Genomic DNA, 26,272 nt, shown 5'->3' with positions numbered 1-26,272 from the left:
TGGCGGGGGCGTCGACCGGCGCCCCCGCCCCGCCATTCGTCAGTGCCGCTAGACCGACCCCCACGTCCAGTCCTTGACCTCCGGCATATCCTCGAGGTGCTCGACGACGTAGGACCGGTGGCGCTCCAACTGGTTCCGGCAGTGATCGGCCAGTTCCTCACTGCGTTCGGGTACCCGCCTCGCCCGTCGCAAGGCGTCGAGAACGAGGTGGTACCTGCTCATTTCGTTGACGACGACCATGTCGAACGGCGTGGTGGTCGTGCCCTGCTCACTGAAGCCGTGCACGTGGAAACGTGCCGCGCCCGTACGCCCGTGGATGAGTTCGTGGACCGCACGTGAGTAGCCGTGGAAGCCGAAGACGACGTCGGTGTCCGCTGTGAACAGCTCGACGAACCTGTCTTCGGGCATGCCGTGCGGATGGTCCGGGACCGGCATCAGCGCCATCAGATCGACGACGTTCACCACGCGCACGCGCAGGTACGGAACCCATTCCCGCAACAACTCGGCCGCGGCCAGGATCTCCTGCGTCGGAACGTCTCCGGCACAGGCGAGCACGATGTCCGGGCGGTCCGGCACCTCCGCTGGACCGGTCGTCCTCGCCTCGGTCCCGGCCCACTCCCAGATCGAGGCCCCTCGCGCGCAATGCTCGTGCGCCTCCTCCAACGTCAGGTACTGCAGGTGCTCCTGCTTGTCGACGACGATGAGGTTGACGTGGTCCCGGCTGCGCAGGCAGTGATCCGAGATCGACAGAAGCGTGTTGGCATCCGGCGGCAGCCACACCCGCACCACCTCGGAGGACAGCGGGATGGCCGCGTCGATCATGCCGGGGCCCTGGTGGGAGAAACCGTTGTGATCGTTGCGCCAGCACGTGCTCGTCAGAAGGATGTTCAGCGACGCGACGGGCTCGCGCCAGCGCAGATCGCGCGCGTGCTGGAGCCATTTGACGTGCTGGATCATCATGGACACGCTGACCATCGCGAACGCTTCGTAGCTCGCGAAGATGCCGTGGCCGCCCGCCAGCAGGTATCCCTCCAGCCAGCCCTGACACAGATGCTCGCTCAACACCTCCATCACTCGGCCGTCGGCCGACAGCGCGGTGTCCCACTCGGTGGTGGGAAGCTGCCAGCACCGATCCGTCACCTCGAAGACCGCGTCGAGGCGGTTGCTGGCGGTCTCGTCGGGGCAGAAGAGTCGAAACGTGCCGCCACCGTCGTCGGTGATGTTGCGCGAGTAGATCTCTCGCAGCAGCTCACCGAGGACCTTCGTCGTCCCGTGGAACGTGGTGCCGGGGGAGGGAATGTCGAGGGCGTACTCGTCGAGCGGCGGAATGGTCAGCGGGGTCAGGAGTCGGCCGCCGTTCGCGTAGGGAGTCGAGCCCATCCGCTTGTCACCGGTCGGAGCGAGCGCCGCCAGTTCCGGTGCCAGCGTTCCGTTCTCGTCGAACAGCGTCTCGGGGTGGTACGACTGGAGCCATTCGCGCAGCAGCTCGAGGTGCGCCGGGTTGTCCCGCACACCGGACAAGGGAACCTGGTGTGCCCTATTGGTTCCCTCGACCAGAACACCGTCGACCTCGTGGGGACCGGTCCACCCTTTCGGTGTCCGCAGAACGATCGCCGGCCACCGGGCGCGACCGCCCGTGCCGGACCGGGCAGCATCCTGGATCTCGCGAATGGTGGTGTGGGACTCCCGTAGTGCTCGCTCGAAGTCGCGGAAGACGTGTCGAGGATCGTCACCCTCGACGACGACGGGGGACCATCCCTGTCCCGACAGATAGTTCGTCACGTCCTCGTCGGACATGCGGCCGAGCACGGTCGGGCCGGCGATCTTCGCGCCGTTCAGGTGCAGGATCGGCAGAACCGCACCGTCGCGTCGGGCGTTCAGGAAGGCCGGTAGTTTCCACGACGCGGACAGGGGTCCGGTTTCCGCCTCACCGTCGCCGATGACGCAGGCGACCGTCAGGTCGGGCCGGTCGAACGCCGCACCGGCGGCATGCACCAGCGCGTAACCGAGCTCGCCGCCTTCGTGGATGCTGCCCGTGTGGGCACGCTGACATGGCTCGGAATGCCACCGGGTGAGGAGAATTGGCGGCACAGGACATGCACGCCGGCGGCGTCCCGCGAGACCTTCGGGTAGATCTCGCTGTAAGTGCCCTCCAGATACGTGGACGCGACCAGGGCCGGACCGCCGTGGCCCGGTCCGGTGACGTACAGCCAGTCGGTGTCGGTGCGTCGAATGTGTCGGTTCAGCAGCGTGTAGATCATCGACAGTCCGGGGCTGGTTCCCCAGTGCCCCAGGAGTCGAGGTTTGATGTGCTCGGCTCGCAGTGGCTCGCGCAGCAACGTGTTGTCCTGCAGATAGATCTGCGCGACGGTCAGATAGTTCGCGGCGGCCCACCAGCGCAGGTCCAGGTCCAGGTCGTGATCCTCGTACGGCATGTGCGGTCCTCTCCCGACCGGGTGGCCCCGCTCGTCGGCAGTGGCCTACCCGTGGGAGGCGGATCCATGCAGCGCCGAAGCGGTGGATCCCACGACGCTCATCTCAGTCCTGGGGCGGGGCGTCGTCCGCCGCGGTTCCGAAGATGTCCGCGCCGGCGATTCCGTCGAGGACCGCATGCCGGAGCTGCGGCGGCACGAGCAGGACGTCGCCGCCGACGATCAGGCCCTCGTCGATGAAGGCGCGCAGTCGAGCGGTGACGAGCTCCGCGGTGCGCTTGTCCTCGCCCTCCAGGTCGTCGTAGTTCTCGTCGAGGTTGCCCTCCGGAGGATCGGGGGTCATCGCCGCGAGCACGCTCTGGGCGACGAAACTGTCGGCGACCGACGCGGAGACGTCCACCTCCTCGCCGGCGGACAACTGCACCCGCACGAAGGCAGCGACCACCGCACGCAACGCCTCGACAGCGCGGGCGCGGAAGTCGGCGGCGAGAGGTCCCGGAGCGGCGCCGCTCGCGGAGATCTCGACGACACCGGACTCGATCGCACAGTTCCAGGTGTGGGCCAGCTCGGGAACATCGGCCGGCATCTGGAACGCGGAGGCGGGGACGTTCACACCGAGGGCGTCGGCTACCGCACGTGCGTCCACGGGAGCACCGGTCGACGACCAGGCCAGTAGCGCATCCACTCGACCGATCACGGCGAGTTCCGCGAGGGCGCCCGCCTCGTCGCTCGCGGACACGTCGGGAAGCGTGACGTCGTCGGGGGTGAGGGTGTCGGGCATTCCGTCGACGAAGTCCGTGAGGTCTTCCATGCAGTGCTCGTAGTCCGCGTCGCTGCCGCTCCAGATGTCCTCGTCGTCGAGGAACGTCAGATAGGACAGGGCGCTGAACACCAGGTGCAGCGCCGCGTCCTCGCTCGCCTCGGTGTTCTGCGCGAGGACGGACTCGGCGGCGTCGAGAACGAGATGGGCGTCGTCGGGTGTCCACGCGGTGGGGGTGAACTTCTCGTGGACCCTGGTCAGTTCGCCCAGGAGCGACTCGACGACACGCCTGGTGGGTTCGATGTCCCCGGCACCGTCCTGCGCTGCCATCCAGGTCACGAAGCGTGCGAGGACGCGTTCGGTGGTGGAGGCCGTGGGTGCACCGGTCTGACGACGCCGACGTGCTGCGGTCTTGGCCGCACGCTTCTGGCCACGGTTGGACGGTCGATTCGATCCCATGCGCCGACCCTAGTGGTGCACGGACACGCGTCGACGCGGTAGGTTGCCGCCGACTGTGACCCAGATCATGTGCTGGCGGTGCACGCTTCTGCGTTCTCGGTACGACTCACCTTCATACGAACACGAACGCGCCCGGTAGGGGCCGCGTCGAAAGGAGCTCACCATGGCCGACTTCATCGAGAAGGCACAGAACAAGGTCGACGAGGCCGCAGGCGCCGCGAAGAAGAAGGTCGGCGAGACCACCGGGGACGACTCGCTGCGCACCGAGGGTGCCGCACAGCAGACGAAGGCGGACGGCAAGCAGGCCGTCGACAAGGCCGGCGAAGCGGTCGACGACGCCAAGGATGCCGTGAAGGACACGGCGGGCGACGTCGCCGACAAGACCGAGCACGCGGCGAACAAGGTCGCCGGCAAGGCGGACGACGCCGCCAACAAGGCAGCGGACAAGGCGAACGAGGTTGCCGACAAGGCAGGTGACGTCGCGGACAAGGCTGCCGACAAGGCGAACGAGGTCGCTGCCAAGGCGCAGGACAAGGCCGGTGAGGTCGCGGACCGCGCCAAGCACGCCGCCGACAACGTCGCCCAGCAGGTGCGCAGCTTCGATGCGAACTCGTCCGATGTGAAGAAGGCCTCCGCTGTCAGCGCGCCCGTCATTGCCGCCGTCATCGGCGCGATCGTCGCCGTCGTCCTCGTGCGCCGTCGCCGCAACGCGCCGCGCCGCATCGCCGAGCAGCGTCTGTCCGCCGCCCAGAGCTTCGGCCACGATCTGGCCGAGACGGTGAAGCACAAGCTCGATCGCTGATCACCGGACGATATCCGGTCCAATGCTGCGGACTGTTCGTTCGAACGAGGGGGCAGCGTTGAACTGATCACCGTTCACCGTCACCGCGGTGCACGGTGAGCTGCAACCGAATGCGGCGTCTGCAGGGGCAGGCGCCGCATTCGTCTGTCCGGGATCCGAATGTCCCACCGCGCCGGGAACCGACGGGGCCGTGAATCCGTCCATGTCTGTACGCGTCGTCGATCGACGGCGTCGACGGGTCGTTCGGGGGGAGACCGGTATGGAACACACGGCTGTCGATACACCGGCCATGGTGGATGTGGGTCGAGCACTGGGGCGGGTGTCCGGCGATCTCGAGCGTGAGATCGCCGATGCGGCAACGGCTGTCGCGGCGATCGCCGCCTCGTGGCACGGCGGCGCCGCGAGCGCGTTTGCCGACGGCTGGGCGGCGGTCCACCACGGTGCACGAGAAATGGTGGCGGTTCTCGCCGAGTCCGCGCGCACTCTGGAGGTCGCGGCGACAACGTATGCGCGGCAGGACGAGTCGACAGCCGCCGCCGTCGCGGGTGCATCGTGAGCGGCTACCGTGCCGATCTGGCGGAGCTGGACTCGGTGGTGGCACGACTGGCGCACATGGTCGCCACGACGCGTAGCGCACTCGCCGAGGTGACGACACGGGTGGATGCGCTGCCCTGGGACGGAGCCGCCGCCGACGCGCACCGAGCCGTGCATGCTGCATGGGCGTCGAACGCCCGCGACATGACCGAGGGTGTCGAGTCGATGAGACGTGCTGCGCAGCGGGCACATTCGTCCTACACCGCCGCGGTCGATGCCAATCTGCTCATGTTCGGCCGACGCTGATGGCGCCTCCGGCGGTTCTCGACGTCTCGCCCGAGGTCTACGCTGCCGCGGCGCGCTCGATCTACCGTGCCGAGCAGGTCATGTCGGATGCGGCTGCCGCTCATCACGCTGCTGCCGCCCGGTGGGCCGGCATGGCAGGAAGCGATGCTGCCGGCGAGCAGTGGGGCACGTCGTACGACGGGCAGGTCACCGAACTCGGCCGATCCCTCGCCACCGTCTTCTCGGCCACCTCCGTCACGGCTCGACTCGTCGAGCAGGCCGGCGCCAATCATGCTGCTGCGGAGGCGAATGCGCTGACCCCGGGGGCGCCGCCGCCGGTCGGAAGGGCGCCCGCATCCACCAGGCAACTCGACTACCCCAGCTCCGTGGGGGATTCCGGGCCCGGCCTGCAGGGTGCGGTCGAGCTCGCCGACGCGGTCGGTGTGCCGTGCCCCAACGGAGACACCGGAGCGTTGCGCGACGCGGCGCGGCAGTGGATCGTGCTGGGCCAGGCAATGCTCGATGCCCGCTCCGACATCCTGTCGGCTACGTCCGACCTGGCTGCGGTTCGGTCGCCGGAGCTCGACGGCATGCATCGCGATCTGCGTCGATTGTCCGACGCGGTGGAAGCCGCAGCGGGTGCGTGTTCCGGACTCGCCGCCCTCTGCCGCGACTACGCGGAGCGACTGGACGAGGCACGTCGGGAGATCCGGGACCTGATCGAACGGTTCGCGCTCGAGGAAGCCGCGGCCGTCGCGGTCGGTATCGGATTGGCCTTCGTCTCCGCCGGGCTGTCGGCCGCGGCCGGGGCTGCGGTGGCCGCCGGTCGGTTCGCCCGTACAGCCGCCCGTGTTCGCCGGGTCATCGATGCGCTGCACGCGTTCGCACGGATGCGGCGGAACGAGACCTCGATGCAGACCATGCGGCGGGCCACCGACGATGTCGAGGACCTGACGTCGCGGGTACCCGTCGGCCTCGAGGACGTGGCGGCGGTCGAGCGCAGTACCGGGGCCCCGCCTGCCGGGTGGTCGTCCACCAGGGCGCTCGACGATCACTTCGCCCGTCACGGCGCCGACGTCGGAGCGCGGTCGTCCGACGAGTACGCCGACCTCGCGGCGCGGTTCCGCACGGAGGGATCACACCAGGTGAAGGTCGGTCCCGACGGCACGATCCGGATGTACGACGCCGAGACGAACACCTTCGCGTCGTACACGCCGGACGGCATCACCAAGACATACTTCAAGCCTGGTTCCGGTGCGTCGTACTGGGACCGTCAACCGGGGGTCATCACCGAATGAGCGACACCGTCTGCCCGATCTGCCACTATCCGGATCTTGCCGAACCGCCGTACTCGGACGCCGGTGCGTCGTACGAGATATGCCCGTCGTGCGGCTTCGAGTTCGGAGTCACCGACGACGATCTCGGTGTCTCGCCGCAGTCGTGGCGCCGTCGCTGGATCGAGCAGGGCTGTCCGTGGACGTCGTCGGCTCCTCGGCCGGAGGGGTGGGACGGCGCGCGTCAGTTGCGGGGGTGACCTGCGCGGCTCAGGGCAGCAGGTACGAGTAGGCAGAGCATTCCGAGGCGACACCGATGTAGACGAGTCCGTCGGACTGTTCGTCGGTCCACCCGCGGGCTCGGGTGCGATCGGCTGTCTCGGCCAGGATGTCGACGCCGGTGCGACCGACGGCGAGGTCACGGCAGATCGCGGTGACCGAGGTGTCCATGAACGCGGCGGTGTCCGCATCCGTCGGGAAGCCCGCCATCTCCATGATCTGTGCGAAGGCGTCGACGGGTTCGGCGGCGGCGATCCGTTCTCCCGCCGCGGTCACCACGGCCGGGGTGTCGATGGTGGGGACGGGAGTGCCGATGGACGACTGCCTCGCGGGTGTCGGAACGTCCGAGGCGTCGGCGGTCACGCCGTCGCCCAGCACCATGGTCGTCGTCGCGGCGCCGGCCAGGACGACCACCGCGGCGCCGATCAGCGTCAGGCGTCGTCCGGTGCGGGTCGGGCGCCGATGTGCTGGCATCACATGTCCTCGATAAGTGGGTCAGTCACTGACTTATACCCATTTTCGAGCACAATGTTACTGCTACTTCACAGAAACTCGGGGGAACGCGCGCATGGACAGAATCACCCGTCGAACGCTCGGTGCCTGGGTGATCAAGTGCAATCCGCGGCGGACCGACGCCGTCGCGCTGCTGGCGACCGGTGATGCGGGCGGCGAGTGGTGCGTCGCGCCCAACTACCGGTCCCGGCTCATGGGTGAGGGTCAACCGGTTCTGCTGTGGGTCAGCAATGCCTCGGGTGCCCACCCGACACGGGGTTTCTGGGGACTCGGAACAGTCCTCGGACCAGCTGTCGACATGCACGATCCGCACGATCGGCGACTGCACGTTCCCACCCGTATCCGGACGTTCGACGAACCGCTGACTGCCGCGGAGTGTGCCGTCACCGCAGGGCTGGACGCACTCGAGGTCCTGCGGTCCCCGCAACAGTCGAATCCCTCGGTGATCACGGCCGACGAGTGGGCCGTTCTGGGTCCGATCGTGAGCGCGCGACTCGGCCGCAGCTGAGCCCGTGGGGACTGTTCCCGTCGGGCGGATGTCTCTAGTGTCCGGGGTATGACAGCTGATGTTCGCGCGAGCACGGTCGACGGAATCCTGACGCGATCGGCGCGTCGTCACCCGGACAGGCCCGCGCTGGAGTTCGACGGCCGCACCCACACCTACGCGGAGCTCGACGGCGTGGTCTCCCGCGTGGCACGGCACCTGGTGTCGACAGGTCTGCGTCCGGGAGACCGAGTAGCGGCGTACGGCACGAATTCGGACTCCTACATCGTGGGTTTCCTCGCGTGCTCGCGAGCCGGCCTCGTCCACGTGCCGATCAACTACGCGTTAGTCGAAGACGAGTTGACCTACCTCGTCCGTCAGTCGGGAGCGCGCGCACTGCTCGTCGATGATGCTCTGGAATTGGCCGTCGCCGCGGTCCGTGACGGGCTGGCGCTGGACAGGGTGCTGTCTCTGCAGACGCTTACCGACCTCCCCGACGCAGACGTGTCACTTCCCACGGTCCGCACCTCGGATCTGGCGCAGTTGCTCTACACGTCCGGGACGACGTCGAAACCCAAGGGCGCGATGATGTCTCACGGCGCTCTCGTCAGCGAATACGTGTCGTCGGTTCTCGCACTGTCCTTCGGCTCCGACGATGCGCCGTTGATCGCGATGCCGCTCTACCACTCCGCCGGGATGCATGTCTTCGCTCTGCCGTACCTGTCGGTGGGGGCGACGGTCCGCCTGATGGCCAAGCCCGACGTCGCGGAGATCCTGCGCCGGGTGGAGGCCGAACGCATCGGGTCGCTCTTCCTGGCGCCGACGGTGTGGGTGCCGTTGGCCGGTCACCCCGATCTCGACAGTCGGGACCTGTCGTCGTTGAGGAAGGCCCAGTACGGAGCGTCGATCATGCCGGTCACGGTGCTCGAACGGCTCCGGACGCGGTACCCGGAGCTGAAGTTCTACAACTGTTTCGGCCAATCCGAGATCGGGCCGCTCGCGACGGTGCTGCAACCCGAGGAGCACGACGAGCGCCCCGCGTCGTGTGGACGGGCGGTGTTCTTCGTCGAAACGCGCGTGGTGAGTGCCGACGGTGAGGACGTGGAGGACGGTGAACCGGGAGAGATTCTCTACCGTTCGCCGCAGTTGTGCGACGGGTACTGGGACAACCCCGACGCCACAGCCGAGGCGTTCCGCGACGGCTGGTTCCACTCCGGAGACCTGGTGACCCGCGACGCCGAGGGATTCGTGACCGTGGTGGACCGCATCAAGGACGTCATCAACACCGGCGGGATCCTGGTCGCCTCCCGCGAGGTGGAGGACGCGATCTACACCCATCCCGCTGTTGCGGAGGTGGCCGTCATCGGCGTTCCCGACGACAAGTGGATCGAGGCGATCACCGCCGTGGTCACGGTGAAGGACGGTCACACGGTGACCGCGGAGGAGATCGTCGAGCACGTGTCGGGCCGCATCGCACCGTTCAAGATTCCGAAGCAGGTGCGGTTCATGGACGAACTGCCGCGTAACCAGAGCGGCAAGCTGCTCAAACGCGAGTTGAGGTGATCGAACCGAGGTTCGGCGTGTTACACGTGTGACTGATGTGACTGGTGGTACTTCTGACTCGTGAGTTCCCGCGCGTCCGCGGTAGCCGCATCGCTCGGGGAGTGCCGTCATGCACATGGGTAGACGAGTTGCGCAGATAGTGGTCGTGGCGGCGATGGTGATCGCGTCGCTGAGCGTCCCGGACGCCTCGGCGGCCAGTTCGTACGTGGGCCGCCAAGGAATCGGTCTCAACGGCATCGACTTCCGTGCCAGTTCGGCGGTGCAGAAAACTCAGGCGGCACGGGTGGCGGGTACCGGCGCCAAGTGGGTCCGGATCGAGATCGACTGGTGGTACGTCCAGGACGGCGGCCGCACATCGTTCAACTGGGCGGGTCCCGACGGCGCGGTGGCCGCAGCCAAGGCGAAGTCGCTCAACGTGCTGCTGCTGATCCAGAAGACACCGCCGTGGGCGCGGACCACGGCCGACGGCAGCACACCTCCGACGAATCCGAACGACTACGCCACGTTCGCCGCGAAAGTCGTCAGCAGGTATGCGCCGCAGGGTGTCCGGTCGTACGAGGTGTGGAACGAACCGAATCTGTGGATGTTCTGGGCGGACCCGGTCACCGGGAAGCCGAACGTGCAGGGCTACGTCGACCTGCTGAAGGCCGCGTATCCCAAGATGAAGGCCGCCACGTACAGCTCCATCAGCATCGTCGCCGCCGGGCTGTCGCCGTACGGAACGACGGGGCAGAGCCCGGAAGGGCACGCGATCTCCCCGCTCACCTACCTCGACCAGATGTACGACGCGGGAGCGAAGAACTACTTCGACGCCGTCGGGTGGCACCCGTACACGGCGCCTGCGATGCCGAACGACACTGCGGACTGGAATGCGTGGTCTCAGATGAGCGTCGACTTCACCGATGCTCAGGGTGCGATCTACCAGAAGAGTGCGCGCACGATCATGACCGAGAACGGTGACGCCGGGAAACTCATCGTCATGACGGAAGCGGGCGCGGCGACGGCCGGAGATCCCAGCCTCACCGAGCAGGACCAGACCACCGCCTACCGGCAAGCCGTCGACAACCGGCTGTCCTACAGCTGGGCCGGGCCGATCTTCTTCTACGAGACCACCGACCGGGCCCCGCTGACCACGGTCGATCCCGACAAGGAGAACTACTTCGGGATCTACCGCGCCGACGGCACCGCCAAGCCCGCGGTCGGTGTGTTGACCAGCGTGCGCTGAGTCAGTTTTCGCAGCCCACGCCGTCGCCGTCGCGATCGAGGTGCGATCCGTATCCGGGGTCGCCCGCGTAGACGGGTGCGGCGCCGGCAGCCTTCGCGGCCGAGCAGTTCTTGTAATACGCCGAACCCGACGACTCCTCGACGTAGGGCGCGGGTGCCGGGATCGGGGCGGGGGCGACGAACGGAACGGGCGCGGGGACGTACGCACGGTCGATGTCGGGGACGTCGACATACGGCGTCTCGACGTACACGGGCTCGGTGTACGCGGGTTCCGTGGTCGGAGGTGGCGCGTACACGGTGACGGTCTCTTCGGTCGTGGTGGCCGAGGTGGTCGTCGTCGTGGTGCTCCGCGGAGTCGTGGTCGTCGGGCGCGCGGAGGTCGTGGTGGGTACCGACGTCGTGGTGGTGATGACGGTCTCGGCGCTGGCGTCGACGGTCTCGGGGTCCTGCATGGCGCCGAGTCCGATGACGGACAAGCCGACGAATGCTGCGACGGCAGCGGTGATCTTGCCCCGGTTGCCCTTCTTCCGCGTCTCGACGTGGGGAGGCTGGTAGGGCGGGGGGTACGCGTTCGACATGGAAGAAGATCCTCGGAGATGGAAGCGACGGGTCACACTCACGTCGCCGTCGACGCCCGCAGTGTTACAGGCTGGTCGGTATGTGTACACCGTCCGCAGCAGGACGTGAGGTCACGGCAGCGCGCGCAGGATCTCCGCGACATCCGTCGATCCCGCGAGGTCCGCGACGACACGATCGATCGTCGCGGCGTCCTTCCTGCCGACGAGTTGCTCGATCTTGGCCAGCACCTGCGCGTCGTCGAGGGGGAAATGGTCCACGTCGCCCACGGGGTTGGGCGTCCCGGCCGACAGCACCTCGCCCGTCGTCAGGACGACGTCGACTTCCGCGGCGCGTCGATCGGGGAGCAGGCGGGTGAGATCCGGCGACGACTCGACGTGCACACGCGCACTGAAGTCCTCGGCACGGCGGAAGGAGTCCGTCTGCGGTGTCAGTGCGTCCGCGTCGATCCGGTCGTTCGTCATCGCCGCAGCCACGACGAAGGGCAACGAGAACATCGCTTCGAGTCGTGTCTCCGGGTGTCTTTGGAACAGCGGCTCGGCCAATGCGTGCGTGCGGACATGTACTGCGGCGACGTGTCGAGCGGCGAACGACGGACGCAATCCGTAGACGGTGTCCACCGCGGCGTGCGTGTACGAACAGCTCGCGTGACGCTTGGCGTACCCCTGATCGATGGCGAAGACACCGTCCGGATCGAGGGACAGCGCGACCGGATCGAGAGAACCGACGATGTCGCCGAGTGTCGACGAGGCAGCCCCGCTGTTGTGCACCAGTCCTGAGGCTGCCAGTCGCGCCGCGTCCAGACCGGCGCGCACGGCACCGCCGATCCAGAGATTGCGGGCGAAGTTCCCGGCCAGCACCACATCCCACGGCGCCACGTGCACCAGGGCGGTCGATGCGTCGATCGCGGCCGCAGTGCGGTCGGCGTCGAGTTGCCAGATCACCGCGGCGGCGGTCGCGGCGCCCGTCGCACCCCAATGGCCGTGCGTGTGCCAGCGAGGATCGCGTGTCAGGGCCGCGCCGAATCGGGTGGCCACCTCGTACCCCGCCACGACGGCGGCGAGGAATCGGGTGCCCGGCACAGGTCCGTCGGCGAGGCGTGTCGCGGCGATGGCTGCCGGAACGACGTGCGCTGCCGGATGACCCGCCGCGTACTTGTTTCCCTCGTCCAGTTCCAGGCAGCACGACGCGACGGCGTCGAGGTACGACGCGGTCTCCGCCGTCGTCGTGACCGCGCGCCCGATCGTCGACGAACTGCCCGGCTCGGACCGCCATCGGGCCGTCATCGCCGTCACCTCGGGGGTTCGCGCGCCCGCCAGCGTGACCCCCAGGAGATCCAGCAGAACGGTGCCGACTCGGGTGTCGTGTGCGATCGACCGGTCCTCGAGGGCTGTCGCGAAGGCTGCCAACCTGTCGACGGCGTCGTGGATGCGTTCCGCTGATCGGAACGTCTCTGCGGGGCTCATGCGGGTAACGCTAAGCACGCTGCGCAGGGCGGTCAAGATAGCCGCCGTGAAACCGCTGCTCCTGTTAGTCTGACTGCCATCGGAACCGCTGCGTCAGCGATTCCGCTCAGCGGAACAGGAACCCCGGTCGGCTCAGCTAGAGGAGATACACAGCTCATGTCGGACAGACTTCTCGAGGCCGTCACGGCCGGTATTCGTACGGTGGATCTCGGTCGCCAGCTCCGCGTGGGCATGCCGCAGTCGCCGAATCACCCGCAGTTCTGGCACACCTTGCCGCGTCGGCACGGTGACATGACGCGTGCTGACGGCGGTAGCGCGGCGAACGACATGATCACCACGGGCACGCACGTCGGCACCCACATCGATGCGCTCGCTCACGTGTCGCACGACGGCAAGATGCACGGCGGAGTCGACGCGGTCGAGGCCGGGATCGGCGGCAAGTACGTCGAACTCGGAGTGCACACCATCGCCCCGATGATGCGACGCGGTGTCCTGCTGGACATCCCGAGCGTCCGGGGCGTCGATCGTCTGGAAGGCGGCGAGGAGATCACCGTCGACGACCTCGAATCCGCCTGCGCCGCGGAAGAAGTCGAGATTCGTGCCGGGGACGTCGTCCTCATCCGCAGCGGATGGGCGCAGATCTTCGACGAGGGTCAGCCGTATGTCGGGGGACCGTCGGGTGTTCCCGGAGTGAGCGAGGCCGGCGCGACGTGGCTCGCGGCCCGCAACATCCATGCAGCGGGTGCGGACACCATCGCCTTCGAGAGGCTCGCTCCCGGAGGCGGCCACGCGCTGCTGCCGGCGCACCGAGTGTTGCTCGTGGAGAGTGGCATCTACATCATCGAGGCTCTCGACCTCGAGGAGTTGGCGCGCACCCGGACGTACGAGTTCACGTTCGTCCTGGTGCCGCTCAACATCTTCGGAGCAACGGGCTCGCCGGTCCGTCCGCTCGCGGTGGTGTCGGCATGACGGACACCACGCTGGCGCAGCATCTGGCACGCTTCGCCGTCGACTCGACCTTCGATTCGCTGCCGGCGGACGTCGTCGACAGCGTCGGCCTGCGAGTCCTCGACACCCTCGGTATTGCCGTCGCCGCGACGGCGCTGGAGACGAGCAAGGCCGCCATCTCGTGGGCCACGGAACAAGGCGGCAACGCCGTCGCGTCCGCCGTCGGCGTGCGGGAAAACCTCCCCCCGACGCTGGCCGCGTTCGTGAACGGAGTGTTGGCCCATTCACTCGACTTCGACGACACGCACCTTCCGTCGGTGCTGCACCCGAGCGCGAGCGTGGTTCCGGCGGCACTCGCTGCTGCCCAGCACCATGGAGCGACCGGCCGTGATCTCGTGCGCGGCATCGCGATCGGCCTCGAGGTCTGCGTGCGCCTGGGTATGGCGGGCTTCGACCCGGAAACCAAGAATTCCGTGTTCTTCGAGCACGGCCAACATGCGACGTCCATCTGTGGAGCCATGGGCGGCGCCGTCGCTGCGGCCGTCATCGGAGGCGCATCGGCCGACGGAATCGTCGACGCGCTGGGTATCGCCGCGTCGATGGCGGCCGGCATCATCGAAGCGAATCGGACGGGTGGCACGGTCAAACGCCTGCACTGTGGATGGGCGGCGCACTCCGCGGTGTCCGCCGCCGGGCTGGCACGTCACGGCATCACCGGCCCCCCGACCGTGCTGGAGGGCCGGTTCGGGTTCTTCCAGGCGTGGCTACACCAGTCGGGTCGCGGTGAGGAGATCACGGACGGGCTCGGTGATCACTGGGCGGCACCCGGCATCTTCTTCAAGCCCTATCCGGCGAATCACTTCACGCATGCGGCCATCGATGCGGCTGCGGCACTGAGGAACCGGGGCATCACCCCGGACGACGTACGTCAGTACGTTCTGGGGGTGCCGGCCGCCAACCTTCGCACCATCGGTGAGCCCATCGAGGTGAAGCGGACCCCGCAGACGGGGTACATGGCACAGTTCAGCGGCCCGTACGCCGTGGCGGTGGGAATGCTCGGCGGTGGGGGACTCGGAGCAGCTCTCGACGACTACACCGACGAGAAGGCGACGTCGACGCAGCGGCGAGAGATCATGGCGCGCGTCGACGTGGTCCCGGATGAGCGCTGCGATGCGATCTTCCCGCATCAGTTCCCGGCTGTGCTGACGGCTCATCTCCACGACGGCGCCACCGTCGTCGAGGAGGTCCTGACGACCCGTGGAGGGCCGGACCGACCGTTGTCCTTCGACGACGTCCGCGCGAAGTTCACCGCCAACGTCACCGGGCTGCTGCAGGATTCGGCGGCAACGGATTTCGCCGCCCTGTGCGCCACACTCCCCGGCATCACCGACGTAGGAACACTCCTCGACCCACTTCGTCGGCTCGGGCCGGCGGCTCGTCCGTCGAGTTGATCAGGCGCGGGCCAGGATCTCCCTGGCTCCGCGCACGACGGCCTCGTCGACGAATCTTCCGTCGTCGTCGACGGTCGGACCTCCGGCCGCGGCGTCGAACAGTTCGACGAGGCGCTCCGCCCGGCGCACGTCGTCCGGTGACGGTGTCAGGGCTGCGTTGATCACCGGGACTTGTGTCGGATGCACCGCTGTCCGGGACCGGAAGCCCATGTCGACGAACTGCTGGGTGGTGGCGACGAACGCGTCGAGATTGCGGAAGTCGGTCGACGTGGGCGCGATCGGTGCATCGAGACCCGCTGCGGCGCAGCCGATCACCACATCGGTCCGTATCGCGTCGACGACGTGACGGGTGGTGTCGCCACGGGTGATGCGCAGGTCCGCGAGAAGGTCCACCTCACCGATCCCGAACGTCTGCACCCGTGGCCGGGACGCCATCGCCGGGATGTCGCGAAGGCTCGCCGCCGTCTCGATGAGCCCGACCAGGGCGATGTCGGTGCCGGCCAGCAAGTCGTCGGCGTCGGACAACGACGTAGCCGAACACTTCGCGACGATGATGCCGGCGACTCCGGGCCTCGCAGCCGCGGCGAGATCCTCGCGGAGGAATTCGGGAGTCACGCGAATCCAGATCTCGGCGCGCGCGTCGGGTCGTGTGTCCAACCATCGGGAGACGTCGGCACGTGCAGTGTCCTTGTGGGTGAGCGGAACCGCGTCTTCGAGGTCGATGATGATCGCGTCCGCGGGGCCTGCCGCGGCCTTGTCGAAGAGAGCCGGTTTGACGGCCGGCACGTACAGGAAGGACCGGGGCACACGACGCGTCATCGGGTAGCCCTGGCCTCGAGGCTCTGCGTGATGGCATGCGCCGCGGCGAGTACCTGACCTGCGTGGACGGCGTGATCGTCGTCGGCCGTCGAGGAATAGCGGAACGCGGGCCCGGACGAGCTGACCGACCCCAGGACGTGGCCCGCCGCGTCGAAGAACGGCGCGGCGATGGACGCGGCGCCGGTGTTGCGCTCGTTGATCGAGGTGCCGTAGCCGATGTCGCGGATCTCGGCGAGCCGCGACAGGAAGATCGAGCGGTCGGTGTCGGGAGTGGTTCCGCTCAGTTCCTCGAACGCCTCGTCGGCATAGTGCTGGGGGAGGAATGCCAGGATCGCGCGACTCGATGCACCGGAGTGCAGCGGATACTGGGGTCCGATCTCGACCACCATCTTCACTTCCTGTGGGCTCTCGTACTGGTCGAGGTAGACGCGTCGGTGGCCGACGAGGACGGACAGCGTCGCGGTCTCCCGTGTTTCCGCGCGCAGGCGCCGCAGAATCGGTGCGGCGATGGACCTGACGTCGAGTTGGCTCCACGCCTTCGTGCCCAGGCCGATGGCGGCGGGCCCCAGCGAGTACGTGGATTCCCCGGTGACCGGTTGGACGATGGATCGGGACGAGAGCGACTGCAGGATTCGGTGGACGACGGCCTTGCTCAGGTCGAGGCGGCGGGCCAGTTCCGAGACCCCCAGTGCGCGGTCGGACTGGGAGAAGGCGAGCAGGACGTCCGCGACTCGATCCGCGGATTCGGTTCCGGTGGACTCGAGTACGACCTTCGAGCTGGGAGTCGGTGCCATATGGCTAACCTTCCACATCGTGCGAACGCCCGCGCGGCTTCGGAGCGTTCCGCTGAGCGAACCATACCCGTAACAAGAAAGTCATCAAAGAGCCTGTTCTGACCCAGTGAGCCGTGCCATACTCAGATGCAAGGGGGATCAGGTGCCACTTCGGTGGTGCGCTGAGCGGAACACAGAACGTGTCCTTTTGCCACACGGTTTCTTTGAGTCGTCGCCACGGTCGGCGCGGAAGGCAGATCCAATCATGAGAAAAGTCGTAGGCGTTCTCGCCGCGGTAGCCCTACTGGGCACCGCCGCATGCGGATCCTCCTCGGGCTCCGACGGTTCGGGTCCGATCAAGATCGGAGCCGTCCACCCCACCACGGGCGCACTCGCCGGAGTCGGCGGGCTGATGAACGACGGTGCGGCACTGGCGGTCGACGACATCAACGCCGCCGGCGGCATCGCCTCCATGGACGGTCGCACGCTGGAGCTGGTGACGGGTGACAGCCAGGGAAAGGCCGAGGTCGGGCAGAGCGAAGCGCAGCGGCTCATCGACGACGGCGCCGTGGCCCTGGTGGGCACCTACCAGAGCGACGTCACGCAGAACGTCGCCTCGGTCGCCGAGCGTTCGCGCGTCCCGCTGGTCATCGACGTCGCCGTCGACGACAAGATCCTCGATCAGGGCTACCAGTACGCGTTCCGGATCCAGCCCAATGCGTCGAGCATGGGCACGGACGGCGCGAAGGCGCTCGCCGCGATCGAGGAGCAGACCGGTCAGGCCATCGACCGAGTCTCCTACCTGCACATCGAAGGGTCCTTCGGCGACAGCGTGTTCGACGCGTTCGAGAAGGAAGCCGCGAACCAGGGCATCTCGTCGGTCCAGGAGATCACTTACCCGGCCACGAACTTCTCCGACGCCACCACCCAGGTGCGGGAAGCGGCCGTGTCCAACCCGGACGTCATCGTCGCCACGGGGTACTACCCGGACGGTCTGCTCATCGCCAACGCGGTGCAGCAGCTGAACGTGAACGTCAAGGGCGTCTACGGAATTGCCAACGGCGCGTTCGACGACAGCTCGTTCCCCGCAGCCGCCGGTGCTGCCGGTGAGGGCGTGCTGTCGGCGAACTACCACTTCGACGCCACCAGCGACCGCGTCAACGACATCCGGTCGCGGTTCGAGGAGAAGTACGGCCGCCCCATGGAGACTGCAGCCATGCTGTCGTACCAGGCGGTCGAGGTCATCGCCGCAGGCCTGGACGACGGTGCGGATGCAGACCCGGAAGCGTTGCGCGAAGCCATCTCCGGCGTCACCATCGAGGATCCGTTGCTCGCCTTCTCAGGTCCCATCCAGTTCGACGAGACCGGCCAGAACACCAACGCGACGGTCATCGTCATGCAGGTGAAGGACGGTCAGGTCGCCCAGGTGTTCCCGGACGAGTTCGCCACCGACGCGATCGAGTTCCCTGTCGGAGCGGGCCGGTGACGGTAGTCGCCGAGGGTGCCGCCGCGGAGAAGAGCCGCCGCGCAGTCAATCCCGGCGTCGCGGTCGGAGGGGCCCTGGTGATCATCCTCGCCGTCGTCTTCTTCGTCGGCGGCAAGGACCAGGGCCTGGTGGGTCAGGCCATCGTCTCCGGGCTGCTGCTGGGCGGCGTGTACGCGCTGATCTCCGTCGGACTCACGCTCATCTTCGGTGTGCTGGGCATCGTCAACTTCGCCCAGGGCGCCATGCTCACGCTCGCGATGTACATCGTCTACGCACTGTCGACGGCCGGGTTGCCCGTCTACCTTGCGACGCTGCTGGCAGTGCCGGTGATGTTCGTCTTCGGCATGGTCGTCCAGGCGACGCTGCTGACCAAGCTCACCATCGGCGGCAGTCACGAGGGCCCACTGTTGGTGACGCTCGGACTGTCGCTGCTGATCATCAACGTGTTGTTGATGGTTTTCGGTGGACGCCCCAAATCCGTTGCGGCGCCGGTCGACGGCTCGCTGTCGATCTTCGGGACGGTCGCGGCCTGGCCGCGGGTGCTCGCCTTCATCGGTGCTGCGGTCGTCGCGATCGCGCTGAAGTCGGTGCTCGAGCGAACACGACTGGGGTTGTCCATCCGCGCTGTCGCGTCCAACTCGGAAGGCGCCAAGCTGGTCGGAGTCGACATCGGCCGGGTGTACGCGTTGACGTTCGGTATCGGCGCGGCCTGTGTCGCGGTGGCCGGCGGGTTGATGACGCCGTTCACCTCGCTCACGCCGTCGGTGGGTGAGCAGTTCACGATCCTCGCGTTCGTGATCGTCGTCCTCGGCGGGCTGGGCAGTGTCGTCGGAGCCATGGTCGGGGGCATCGTCATCGGCCTCGTGCAGACCGTGGGTGCGCTCTACCTCCCCGGTACCGGCTCGCTGATCCTCGTGTTCGCGGTGTTCGTCATGGTGCTCTTTCTCAAGCCCGAAGGACTGTACGGAGGACGCCGATGACCACCACGACACCCGCATCCGCGCCGCCGGAGACTCGTCTGAAGGACACGTGGCTCCGGCGCCAACTGCTCACTCTCGTCATCGGTTTCGTCGTCGTCGCTGCGTTCCCGCTGGTTCTGGGTGAGCAGGCGCAGACCGTGGCCGTGCGGACACTGATCTTCGCGGTCATGGCCGTCGGCTGGAACCTCATGAGCGGGTTCGGCGGAATGTTCAGCTTCGGCCACGCCGCGTTCTTCGGCATCGGCGCCTACACGGGGGCCTACCTGCTGGTGGAACACGGCATCTCGCCGTGGATCTCGATGCTCGTCGCCGCCGTGCTGTCCGCCGCCGTGGGCACGCTGATCGCGTATCTGTGCCTGCGCTACCGGCTCGCCGGATCGTATTTCGCCCTCGCGACGTTCGCGTTCGCGCAGATGTTCCTGCTGCTGGTGCAGAACCTCGAGGTCTTCAATAAGACCGAGGGCTTCAATGTGCCGATCCTGCCGCGTGATTCGTGGTGGATGCTGCAGTTCGAGAAGGGAAGTCCCAACTACATCTGGATCCCGCTCGTGATCCTGGCGCTGGCCGTACTCGGCACCATCTTCTACGTCCGATCGCGGCCCGGTCAGTACGTGCAGGCCATCCGTGACGACGCCACCGCCGCAGCCTCATTGGGTATCGACACGATGAAGTACCGCTTGATCGCCGTCGCAGCGAGTTGCGCGCTGACCGCCGTCGCCGGCGTGTACTACGTGCAGTACTACTTCTTCGTCGGACCTGAGCAGGCCTTCGGGTCCGCGGTGTCCGTGGAGGCCATCGTGCCGGCCGTCATCGGCGGCATCGGCACCATCTGGGGACCGGTTCTCGGCGCCGCGGTCATCGGACCGCTGTCGGAGCTGATCAACCAGCTGCTGCGGAACCCCCCGGCGTTCCTCGAGTTCCTCCAGGGCTCCATCGGTCTGGATGTGGCCGTGTACTCGGTGATCCTGATCCTGATCGTGATCTTCCTGCCCAAGGGGATCTTCGGCACGATTCGCGAGAGGTGGCGCAAGTGAGCGTCCTCAGTATCGAGAATCTGAGCAAATCGTTCTCCGGCATCCACGCGGTGCGCGACGTCAGCATCGACGTCCCGGACGAGCAGTTCCTCGGAATCATCGGCCCCAACGGGGCCGGGAAGACCACCCTGTTCTCCCTTCTGGCCGGCGAGCAGCCGCCCACGTCGGGACGGGTGATCTTCGACGGCACCGACATCACCGGATGGCCTGCGGACAGGATCGCGCGTGCCGGACTGGTGCGCACATTCCAGCTGATGCGGCCGTTCGAGTCGATGTCGGTTCTCGAGAACGTGACCATCGCCGCGCTGTCGAAGCGCAAGTCCCGCGGCGATGCTCGTCGCCACGCACTCGAAGTCCTCGATCGGGTGCAGCTCTCGGATCAGGTGGGCGGCAAGGTGTCGACCATGTCCACCGCGGGACTCAAGCGTCTCGAGTTGGCGCGAGCACTGGCGATGGAACCACGCGTCGTGCTTCTCGACGAGGTTCTGGCGGGACTCGTTCCGGCAGAACGTGCCCCGATGATCGACCTGCTGCGATCGCTGCACAGCGGCGGGCAGACAGTCCTGTTCGTCGAACACATCATGGCTGCGGTCATGGCCCTGTCGGAGCGTCTCGTCGTCATGCACGAAGGCGCGGTTCTGACGGCGGGGGATCCACGCACCGTGATCGAGGACCATCGCGTCGTCGAGGCCTACCTGGGTGAGGAGAGCGCATGATGCTCGAGATCGACGATCTTCACGCCGGCTACCGGCGGCTCGAGATCCTGCACGGCGTCACGATGCACCTCGACAAGAACGAGATCGTCTCCCTCATCGGCGCGAACGGTGCCGGCAAGACGACGACTCTGCGTGCGCTGTCGGGTCTGGTGGCACCGTCCAAAGGGCGAATCGTGCTCGACGGCACCGACATCAGTGGCAATCGCGCCGACAGGATCGTCAAGTCCGGTCTGGTGCACGTCGCGCAGGACCGAGCCCTGTTCGGCAGCCTGCCGGTGTCGGAGAACCTCGAGATGGGCGCCTACACCCAGAAGCGCGGCTCCATGAAGGAGTCGCTGGACCGAGTGTTCGAACTGTTCCCGATCCTCGCGGAACGACGGACTCAACGCGCGGACACCATGTCCGGCGGTCAGCAGCAGATGCTGGCCATCGGTCGCGCGATGATGTCGAAGCCGCGGGTGCTCACCCTCGACGAGCCGTCGGTGGGTCTCGCACCCAAGCTCGCTGCCGAGGTACTCGACGCCATCGTGCGCATCCGGGAAACCGGTGTGACGGTGCTGATCGTCGAGCAGAACGCAGCTCAGGCACTCGCGATCTCGGACCGTGCCTATGTCATCGAGAGCGGAACCATCGTGCTCACCGGTACCGGTGCAGAGCTCGCCCACGACGATCGTGTCAAGGCGGCGTACCTCGGCATCTGATGCCGCATCTCTCGTCAGGAGTTTCCCCGTGCGATTGCTCGCATACACCCCCATCCACGTCGACTTCACCGAGTTCCGCCGCCGCCAGGAGCGTTATGACGCCCTGAGCCCCGCCGGACTGACCGTCGTCCTCCGCAACATCGGCCCGGACGCTCCCCGCGCTCTGGACACCGAGGCGGATGTCCGACGGTCCGAGGCAGTGCTGACGGAGGCCTTCACCACTGCCGACCCGGAGGGCTTCGACGGCTTCCTCCCGGACTGTGTCCTGGACCCGTGCGCCGACCGGTTCGACTCCTTCACCCGGCCGATGTTCGGCTTGTCCCGGCTGACCGCGTCGTTCTACGCATCCCAGGGTCACCGCATCGGCGCACTCGCGCGGAACGGGGCGATCGCTGCGGAATTGGACCGTCGGCTGGCCGGGTACGGCATCGATGCCGAACCGACCACGGTCATGGACCTCTCGTTCGACGACATCGCCGATTCACAAGCATGGGCCGATGCAGTCACCGTTCACGCACAGCGGCTGTCGAGTTCGGTAGCCATCAACGCGTGCTCCGCAGTCGATCTGACGGGGCCACGCACTCGACCTCTGGTCGTCGACCCGACGGCCACCGCGCTCCGACTGTTGGCGCTGACCGCCGATCTCGAGGCGGCGGCATGAGCGAGGACGGTCCCGATCTGGTCGTCGCGGGCGCCGGCGGAGGCCTCGTCGCGGCCCTGCGTGCGGCCGAGCTGGGACTCGATGTTCTGGTGGTCGAGGCCAGCGAACACTTCAAGCGGGGCAACAACACCGCGATGTCGACCGCCATGATTCCCGGTGCCGGATCGCGTTGGCAGCGTGACGCGGGGATCGAGGATTCGCCGGCGACGTTCGTCGACGACGTGATGCGCAAGACCAAGGGTTCCGCGGACCGTGATCTGGCGCAGGCTCTGGCCGATGTCAGTGCCCCACTGGTCGAATGGATGGCGGACCATCTGTCCATCCCACTCACGTTGGTGACCGACTTCGCATACCCGGGTCACTCGGCCCTGCGCTGCCACACCGTCGAGGGTCGACACGGCAGCATTCTGCTCGACCACCTGGTGCGGGCGGTGACAGAGAACCCTCGCATCGATGTGCTCTCCCCGGCGCGCCTCACCGATGTCGTCGTCGAGGACGGTCGCGTCCGCGGTGCTGTCGTCACACTGCCCGACGGCACAACCGAAGCGATCCCGACAGGTGCAGTCCTGTTGGCCACCAACGGGTACGGCGGCGATCACGACCGCGTCGCCGAGCATGTTCCGGAGATCGCCGACGCTCGGTACCACGGCAGCGAGTACTCGCGCGGCGATGCACTGGCCATCGGTGATCGGCTCGGTGCGGCCTCGGCCTACCTCGACTCGTATCAAGGCCACGCCGCGCTGTCGAAGAAGGCGTCGACCTTGGTCGGGTGGGCGACGATCATGCACGGCGGCGTCGTACTGGACGTGACGGGCCGTCGCTTCGGAGACGAGACGACGGGCTATTCGGAGTACGCCGCCCATCTGGCGGCCCGGCCGGATTCCGAGGGCTGGATCGTCATCGACAAGGACATCCACGACAAGTGCCTGTCCTTCACCGACTTCCGCCAGACGGTGGAATCCGGTGCCGTCGTCTGGGCGGACGACCTGTCCGCGTTGGCCGCCGCGACCGGTCTGCCCGTCGAGGCGGTGGTCGAGGAGATGGCGGCAGTGCAGCGCTACGCTCGCGGCGAGGCGCCGGATCCGTTCGGCCGCAGCTCGTTCGAGCATCAGCTCACCGCCCCGTACGCCGCCGTGCGCATCGTGCCGGCGCTGTTCCACACCCAGGGCGGTCTCGTCGTCGACGGCACCGCTCGGGTACTCCGCCCAGACGGCACGGCCATCGACGGGCTCTTCGCGTCCGGGGGCGCTGCCATGGGCATCTCCGGTCACGGCGCCGCCGGCTACCTCGCAGGGAACGGTCTGCTCCCTGCCCTCGGACTCGCGTATCTGGCCGCCGGTGTCGCGGCCGACTCCCATCACTAGAGAAGGATTGTCATGACGAAGCTTCTGATCACCAACGCCCGAGTCGTACGTCCGGGCGCCGATCATCCCGAGGACGGCGAATTCCTGGACCTGCTCGTCGAAGACGGCAAGTTCACCCGGATCGAGGCCGGAATCGACGCCGCCGAGGCCGACACGGTCATCGACGCGGCCGGCAAGGTCGCCTTCCCCGGAGTTGTCGACGCACACCAGCATTGGGGTATCTACAACCCGCTGGGCGAAGACGCCTACACCGAATCCCGCGCCTGCGTGCAGGGCGGCGTGACCACGTCGCTGTCCTACATGCGCACCGGCCAGTACTACATGAACACCGGCGGCTCGTACGCCGACGTCTTTCCGACGGTGCTCGAGGCCACCGAGGGCAAGCCGTTCGTCGACTACGCGTACCACCTGGCGCCGATGTCGAAGGAGCACATCGCCGAGATCCCCTCGCTCATAACCGATCACGGTGTGACGTCGTTCAAGATCTTCATGTTCTACGGCAGCCACGGTCTGCACGGCCGCTCGACCGACCAGAGCGAATTCCTGATGACTCCCGAGGGTGAGCGCTACGACCTCGCTCACTTCGAGTTCGTCATGCGCGGCATCCAGGCGGCCCGTGAGCAGCTCGGCGACAAGGCGGATCACATCTCGCTGTCGCTGCACTGCGAGACCGCCGAGATCATGAGCGCATACACCAAGCTCGTCGAGGAGGAAGGAACGCTCACCGGTCTCGCCGCCTACAGCGCCTCCCGGCCGCCGCATTCCGAGGGCCTCGCGGTCACCATCGCGTCGTTCCTCGCCGACGAGACGCAGCTGCCCAACATCAATTTGCTGCACCTCTCCTCCCGGAAGGCCCTCACTGCCGCGATGCGGATGGCGAAGGCGTTCCCGCACGTGAACTTCCGTCGCGAGGTCACCATCGGTCACCTGCTCGCCGACATCGACACCGCCTACGGTCTGGGCGGCAAGGTCAACCCGCCGCTGCGCCCGCGCGACGACGTCGAGGCACTGTGGGAGCACCTGCTCGGCGGCGACATCGACTGGGTGGTCAGTGACCATGCCTGCTGCAAGGACGAGAAGAAGTTCGCCGAGGACCGCGGCGACATCTTCGCCGCCAAGTCCGGATTCGGCGGCGCCGAGTACCTGCTGCCGGGACTGGTCAGCGAGGGCCGCAAGCGTGGGCTGAGCTGGCGCCGTATCGCCGAGCTCACCTCTCTCAATCCCGCTCGCCGGTACGGACTTCCGGGCAAGGGTGAGATCGCCGTCGGCATGGACGCGGACCTCGCCCTCGTCGATCCCGACCACACGTGGACAGTGCGTCCCGAGGACTCCGAGTCGACGCAGGAGTACACCCCCTTCGAAGGGTTCGAGTTGGGTGCCAAGGTCACCGACACATTCGTGCGTGGACATCGCGTGCTCGACAACGGGTCCGTGGCAGGGGAGCCGACCGGCCGCTACCTGCACAGGCCCTACAAGTGACCGGCCCGCTCGAGGGAATCCGGGTACTCGACGCGTCGACAATTCTCGCGGGGCCGCTGGTCGCGCAGATCCTCGGTGACTTCGGTGCAGACGTCATCAAGATCGAGCACCCCACCAAGCCCGACGGGATGCGCGGTCACGGCCTGGACAAGGACGGCCACCCGCTGTGGTGGACCATGGTCAGCCGGAACAAGCGCGGAATGACGCTGAATCTCGGCAAGCCCGAGGGCGCCGAGGTGTTCAAGAAGATGGTCGCCGAGTCCGACGTCGTCGTCGAGAACTTCCGGCCCGGCACCTTCGAGAAGTGGGGACTGGGATACGACGTCCTGTCCGCGATCAATCCGGGCCTGATCTTGTTGCGGGTCACCGGTTTCGGTCAGACGGGCCCGTACTCCTCGCGTCCAGCCTTCGGCACCTTGGTCGAGTCGATGAGCGGCTTCGCGCATCTGACGGGCTCCGCCGACGGTCCGCCGACACTTCCGGCGTTCGGACTCGCGGATTCGCTGGCGGGCATCGCGGGATCCTCGGCGGTGTCCATGGCGTTGCTGCACCGGGTGAAGACGGGGAAGGGTCAGGAGATCGATCTCGATCTGCTCAGTCCCATCATGACGGCCGTCGGGCCCGGCGTCATCTATGCCGATCAGTTGGGCATCGATCAGGAGCGCACCGGCAACCGATCCAGCAACAACTCGCCGCGCAATCTCTACAAGACGATGGACGGACACTGGTTGGCCATCTCGACCAGCGCCAACTCCATCGCTGAACGAGTTCTGAGGTTGGTCGGCCACCCCGAGGTGCTCGACGAGCCGTGGTTCGCCACCGGCCGGCAACGGGCTGCCCACGCGGATCTGCTCGACGGCTACGTGGGTGGCTGGATCGGTGAACGCACGCGGGACGACGTCATCGCGGCGTTCGAAGCAGCGGGCGCGGCCGTCGCCCCGGTGTACAAGCCGAGCGAGCTTCTCGACGACCCACAGGTCAACGCCATCGAGATGGTGACGACTGTCGACGACGACGATCTGGGTCCGGTGCGGATGCAGAACGTCATGTGGCGGATGGGGGAGAGCCCGGGCAGCATCCGGCATACCGGACGAAGGCACGGAGCCGACACCGACGCCGTTCTGGGGGAGTTCGGATACAGCGGCGAGGAGGTGCGGTCACTCCATGACGCCGGCATCGTCTGACGTCACGGTCTCGCCGGGCACACTG

The 26,272-nt window shown here is 67.2% G+C and carries 25 protein-coding genes and 1 pseudogene; 19 read left to right on the top strand and 7 right to left on the bottom strand.

The window, feature by feature from the left end; translation table 11 throughout:
- Positions 1–48: 48 nt before the first annotated feature.
- Positions 49–2,435 (bottom strand): annotated as a pseudogene (locus RU01_RS07065) (phosphoketolase family protein).
- A 103-nt stretch (positions 2,436–2,538) separates the two neighbouring features.
- The gene (locus tag RU01_RS07060) at positions 2,539–3,651 is read right to left on the bottom strand and encodes a hypothetical protein (protein WP_052493156.1); all 1,113 of its coding nucleotides are present in this window, start codon (positions 3,649–3,651) and stop codon (positions 2,539–2,541) included.
- A gap of 163 nt (positions 3,652–3,814) precedes the next feature.
- On the opposite strand from RU01_RS07060, the gene RU01_RS23325 reads away from it, so the two are divergent.
- From RU01_RS23325 to RU01_RS07030, 5 genes are all read left to right on the top strand, one after another.
- Positions 3,815–4,453, top strand: a complete 639-nt coding sequence (locus tag RU01_RS23325) for a CsbD family protein (RefSeq protein ID WP_052493155.1) — start codon at positions 3,815–3,817, stop codon at positions 4,451–4,453.
- Between the two features lie 259 nt (positions 4,454–4,712).
- Positions 4,713–5,009: a WXG100 family type VII secretion target gene (locus RU01_RS23100; protein WP_042573826.1), complete on the top strand. Its 297-nt coding sequence runs from the start codon at positions 4,713–4,715 to the stop codon at positions 5,007–5,009.
- Positions 5,006–5,293 (top strand): WXG100 family type VII secretion target, encoded by a 288-nt coding sequence (locus RU01_RS23095; protein ID WP_052493154.1) that lies wholly within the window; start codon positions 5,006–5,008, stop codon positions 5,291–5,293. The genes RU01_RS23100 and RU01_RS23095 overlap by 4 nt, the downstream gene beginning before the upstream one ends.
- A complete protein-coding gene (locus tag RU01_RS07035; RefSeq protein WP_042573825.1) occupies positions 5,293–6,570 on the top strand; it encodes a WXG100-like domain-containing protein in 1,278 nt (425 codons plus the stop codon). The genes RU01_RS23095 and RU01_RS07035 overlap by 1 nt, the downstream gene beginning before the upstream one ends.
- Positions 6,567–6,806 (top strand): hypothetical protein, encoded by a 240-nt coding sequence (locus tag RU01_RS07030; protein ID WP_042573824.1) that lies wholly within the window; start codon positions 6,567–6,569, stop codon positions 6,804–6,806. Before RU01_RS07035 ends, RU01_RS07030 begins: the two co-directional genes overlap by 4 nt.
- Before the next feature lie 10 nt (positions 6,807–6,816).
- On the opposite strand, the gene RU01_RS07025 is transcribed toward RU01_RS07030, so the two are convergent.
- Positions 6,817–7,299 (bottom strand): hypothetical protein, encoded by a 483-nt coding sequence (locus RU01_RS07025; RefSeq protein ID WP_042573823.1) that lies wholly within the window; start codon positions 7,297–7,299, stop codon positions 6,817–6,819.
- A gap of 94 nt (positions 7,300–7,393) precedes the next feature.
- Here RU01_RS07025 and RU01_RS07020 point away from each other — a divergent pair, with 94 nt between their 5' ends.
- From RU01_RS07020 to RU01_RS07010, 3 genes are all read left to right on the top strand, one after another.
- Positions 7,394–7,846: a hypothetical protein gene (locus RU01_RS07020; RefSeq protein ID WP_042573822.1), complete on the top strand. Its 453-nt coding sequence runs from the start codon at positions 7,394–7,396 to the stop codon at positions 7,844–7,846.
- Positions 7,847–7,894: 48 nt separating this feature from the next.
- Positions 7,895–9,385: a fatty acyl-CoA synthetase gene (locus RU01_RS07015; RefSeq protein ID WP_042573821.1), complete on the top strand. Its 1,491-nt coding sequence runs from the start codon at positions 7,895–7,897 to the stop codon at positions 9,383–9,385.
- Between the two features lie 115 nt (positions 9,386–9,500).
- Positions 9,501–10,610: a hypothetical protein gene (locus RU01_RS07010; RefSeq protein WP_156148825.1), complete on the top strand. Its 1,110-nt coding sequence runs from the start codon at positions 9,501–9,503 to the stop codon at positions 10,608–10,610.
- A 1-nt stretch (position 10,611) separates the two neighbouring features.
- Here the strand turns inward: RU01_RS07010 and RU01_RS23090 are convergent, their stop codons facing one another.
- The gene (locus RU01_RS23090) at positions 10,612–11,187 is read right to left on the bottom strand and encodes an excalibur calcium-binding domain-containing protein (protein WP_052493153.1); all 576 of its coding nucleotides are present in this window, start codon (positions 11,185–11,187) and stop codon (positions 10,612–10,614) included.
- A gap of 111 nt (positions 11,188–11,298) precedes the next feature.
- Entirely contained in the window at positions 11,299–12,651 is a 1,353-nt protein-coding gene (locus RU01_RS07000; RefSeq protein ID WP_042573819.1) for an MmgE/PrpD family protein, read from the bottom strand.
- 156 nt (positions 12,652–12,807) lie between these two features.
- On the opposite strand from RU01_RS07000, the gene RU01_RS06995 reads away from it, so the two are divergent.
- On the top strand, positions 12,808–13,620 hold the full coding sequence (locus RU01_RS06995) for a cyclase family protein (protein ID WP_042573818.1): 813 nt from the start codon (positions 12,808–12,810) through the stop codon (positions 13,618–13,620).
- The gene (locus RU01_RS06990; protein ID WP_042573817.1) at positions 13,617–15,050 is read left to right on the top strand and encodes an MmgE/PrpD family protein; all 1,434 of its coding nucleotides are present in this window, start codon (positions 13,617–13,619) and stop codon (positions 15,048–15,050) included. Before RU01_RS06995 ends, RU01_RS06990 begins: the two co-directional genes overlap by 4 nt.
- Here RU01_RS06990 and RU01_RS06985 read toward each other — a convergent pair whose 3' ends face one another.
- Both RU01_RS06985 and RU01_RS06980 read right to left on the bottom strand, forming a co-directional pair.
- Positions 15,051–15,869: an HpcH/HpaI aldolase/citrate lyase family protein gene (locus RU01_RS06985; RefSeq protein ID WP_042573816.1), complete on the bottom strand. Its 819-nt coding sequence runs from the start codon at positions 15,867–15,869 to the stop codon at positions 15,051–15,053.
- Complete coding sequence (locus RU01_RS06980; protein ID WP_042573815.1) at positions 15,866–16,663, bottom strand: IclR family transcriptional regulator; 798 nt, start codon at positions 16,661–16,663, stop codon at positions 15,866–15,868. Before RU01_RS06980 ends, RU01_RS06985 begins: the two co-directional genes overlap by 4 nt.
- Before the next feature lie 244 nt (positions 16,664–16,907).
- Between RU01_RS06980 and RU01_RS06975 the strand changes: the two genes are divergently transcribed.
- The 9 genes from RU01_RS06975 to RU01_RS06935 are packed head-to-tail and all read left to right on the top strand — an operon-like array spanning position 16,908 to position 26,247.
- The gene (locus RU01_RS06975; RefSeq protein WP_042573814.1) at positions 16,908–18,128 is read left to right on the top strand and encodes an ABC transporter substrate-binding protein; all 1,221 of its coding nucleotides are present in this window, start codon (positions 16,908–16,910) and stop codon (positions 18,126–18,128) included.
- Positions 18,125–19,108 (top strand): branched-chain amino acid ABC transporter permease, encoded by a 984-nt coding sequence (locus RU01_RS06970; protein WP_082042949.1) that lies wholly within the window; start codon positions 18,125–18,127, stop codon positions 19,106–19,108. Before RU01_RS06975 ends, RU01_RS06970 begins: the two co-directional genes overlap by 4 nt.
- Positions 19,105–20,142: a branched-chain amino acid ABC transporter permease gene (locus RU01_RS06965; RefSeq protein WP_042573813.1), complete on the top strand. Its 1,038-nt coding sequence runs from the start codon at positions 19,105–19,107 to the stop codon at positions 20,140–20,142. The genes RU01_RS06970 and RU01_RS06965 overlap by 4 nt, the downstream gene beginning before the upstream one ends.
- Positions 20,139–20,858, top strand: a complete 720-nt coding sequence (locus RU01_RS06960) for an ABC transporter ATP-binding protein (protein WP_197074703.1) — start codon at positions 20,139–20,141, stop codon at positions 20,856–20,858. The genes RU01_RS06965 and RU01_RS06960 overlap by 4 nt, the downstream gene beginning before the upstream one ends.
- On the top strand, positions 20,855–21,559 hold the full coding sequence (locus RU01_RS06955) for an ABC transporter ATP-binding protein (protein WP_042573811.1): 705 nt from the start codon (positions 20,855–20,857) through the stop codon (positions 21,557–21,559). The genes RU01_RS06960 and RU01_RS06955 overlap by 4 nt, the downstream gene beginning before the upstream one ends.
- A gap of 28 nt (positions 21,560–21,587) precedes the next feature.
- Positions 21,588–22,220, top strand: coding sequence for a hypothetical protein (locus tag RU01_RS06950; protein ID WP_042573810.1), 633 nt, complete (start codon positions 21,588–21,590; stop codon positions 22,218–22,220).
- On the top strand, positions 22,217–23,584 hold the full coding sequence (locus RU01_RS06945; protein WP_042573809.1) for an FAD-dependent oxidoreductase: 1,368 nt from the start codon (positions 22,217–22,219) through the stop codon (positions 23,582–23,584). The genes RU01_RS06950 and RU01_RS06945 overlap by 4 nt, the downstream gene beginning before the upstream one ends.
- A 12-nt stretch (positions 23,585–23,596) precedes the next feature.
- Positions 23,597–25,063, top strand: a complete 1,467-nt coding sequence (locus RU01_RS06940) for a dihydroorotase (protein ID WP_042573808.1) — start codon at positions 23,597–23,599, stop codon at positions 25,061–25,063.
- The gene (locus RU01_RS06935; protein ID WP_042573807.1) at positions 25,060–26,247 is read left to right on the top strand and encodes a CaiB/BaiF CoA transferase family protein; all 1,188 of its coding nucleotides are present in this window, start codon (positions 25,060–25,062) and stop codon (positions 26,245–26,247) included. Before RU01_RS06940 ends, RU01_RS06935 begins: the two co-directional genes overlap by 4 nt.
- The last annotated feature ends 25 nt before the right edge of the window (positions 26,248–26,272 follow it).

Origin of the sequence: Rhodococcus sp. MEB064, from assembly GCF_000834565.1 — a bacterium.
In the GTDB taxonomy this organism is placed as follows: domain Bacteria; phylum Actinomycetota; class Actinomycetes; order Mycobacteriales; family Mycobacteriaceae; genus Rhodococcoides.
Note: the sequence above shows the minus strand (reverse complement) of the source record. Positions and strands in the feature narration are given on the sequence as shown.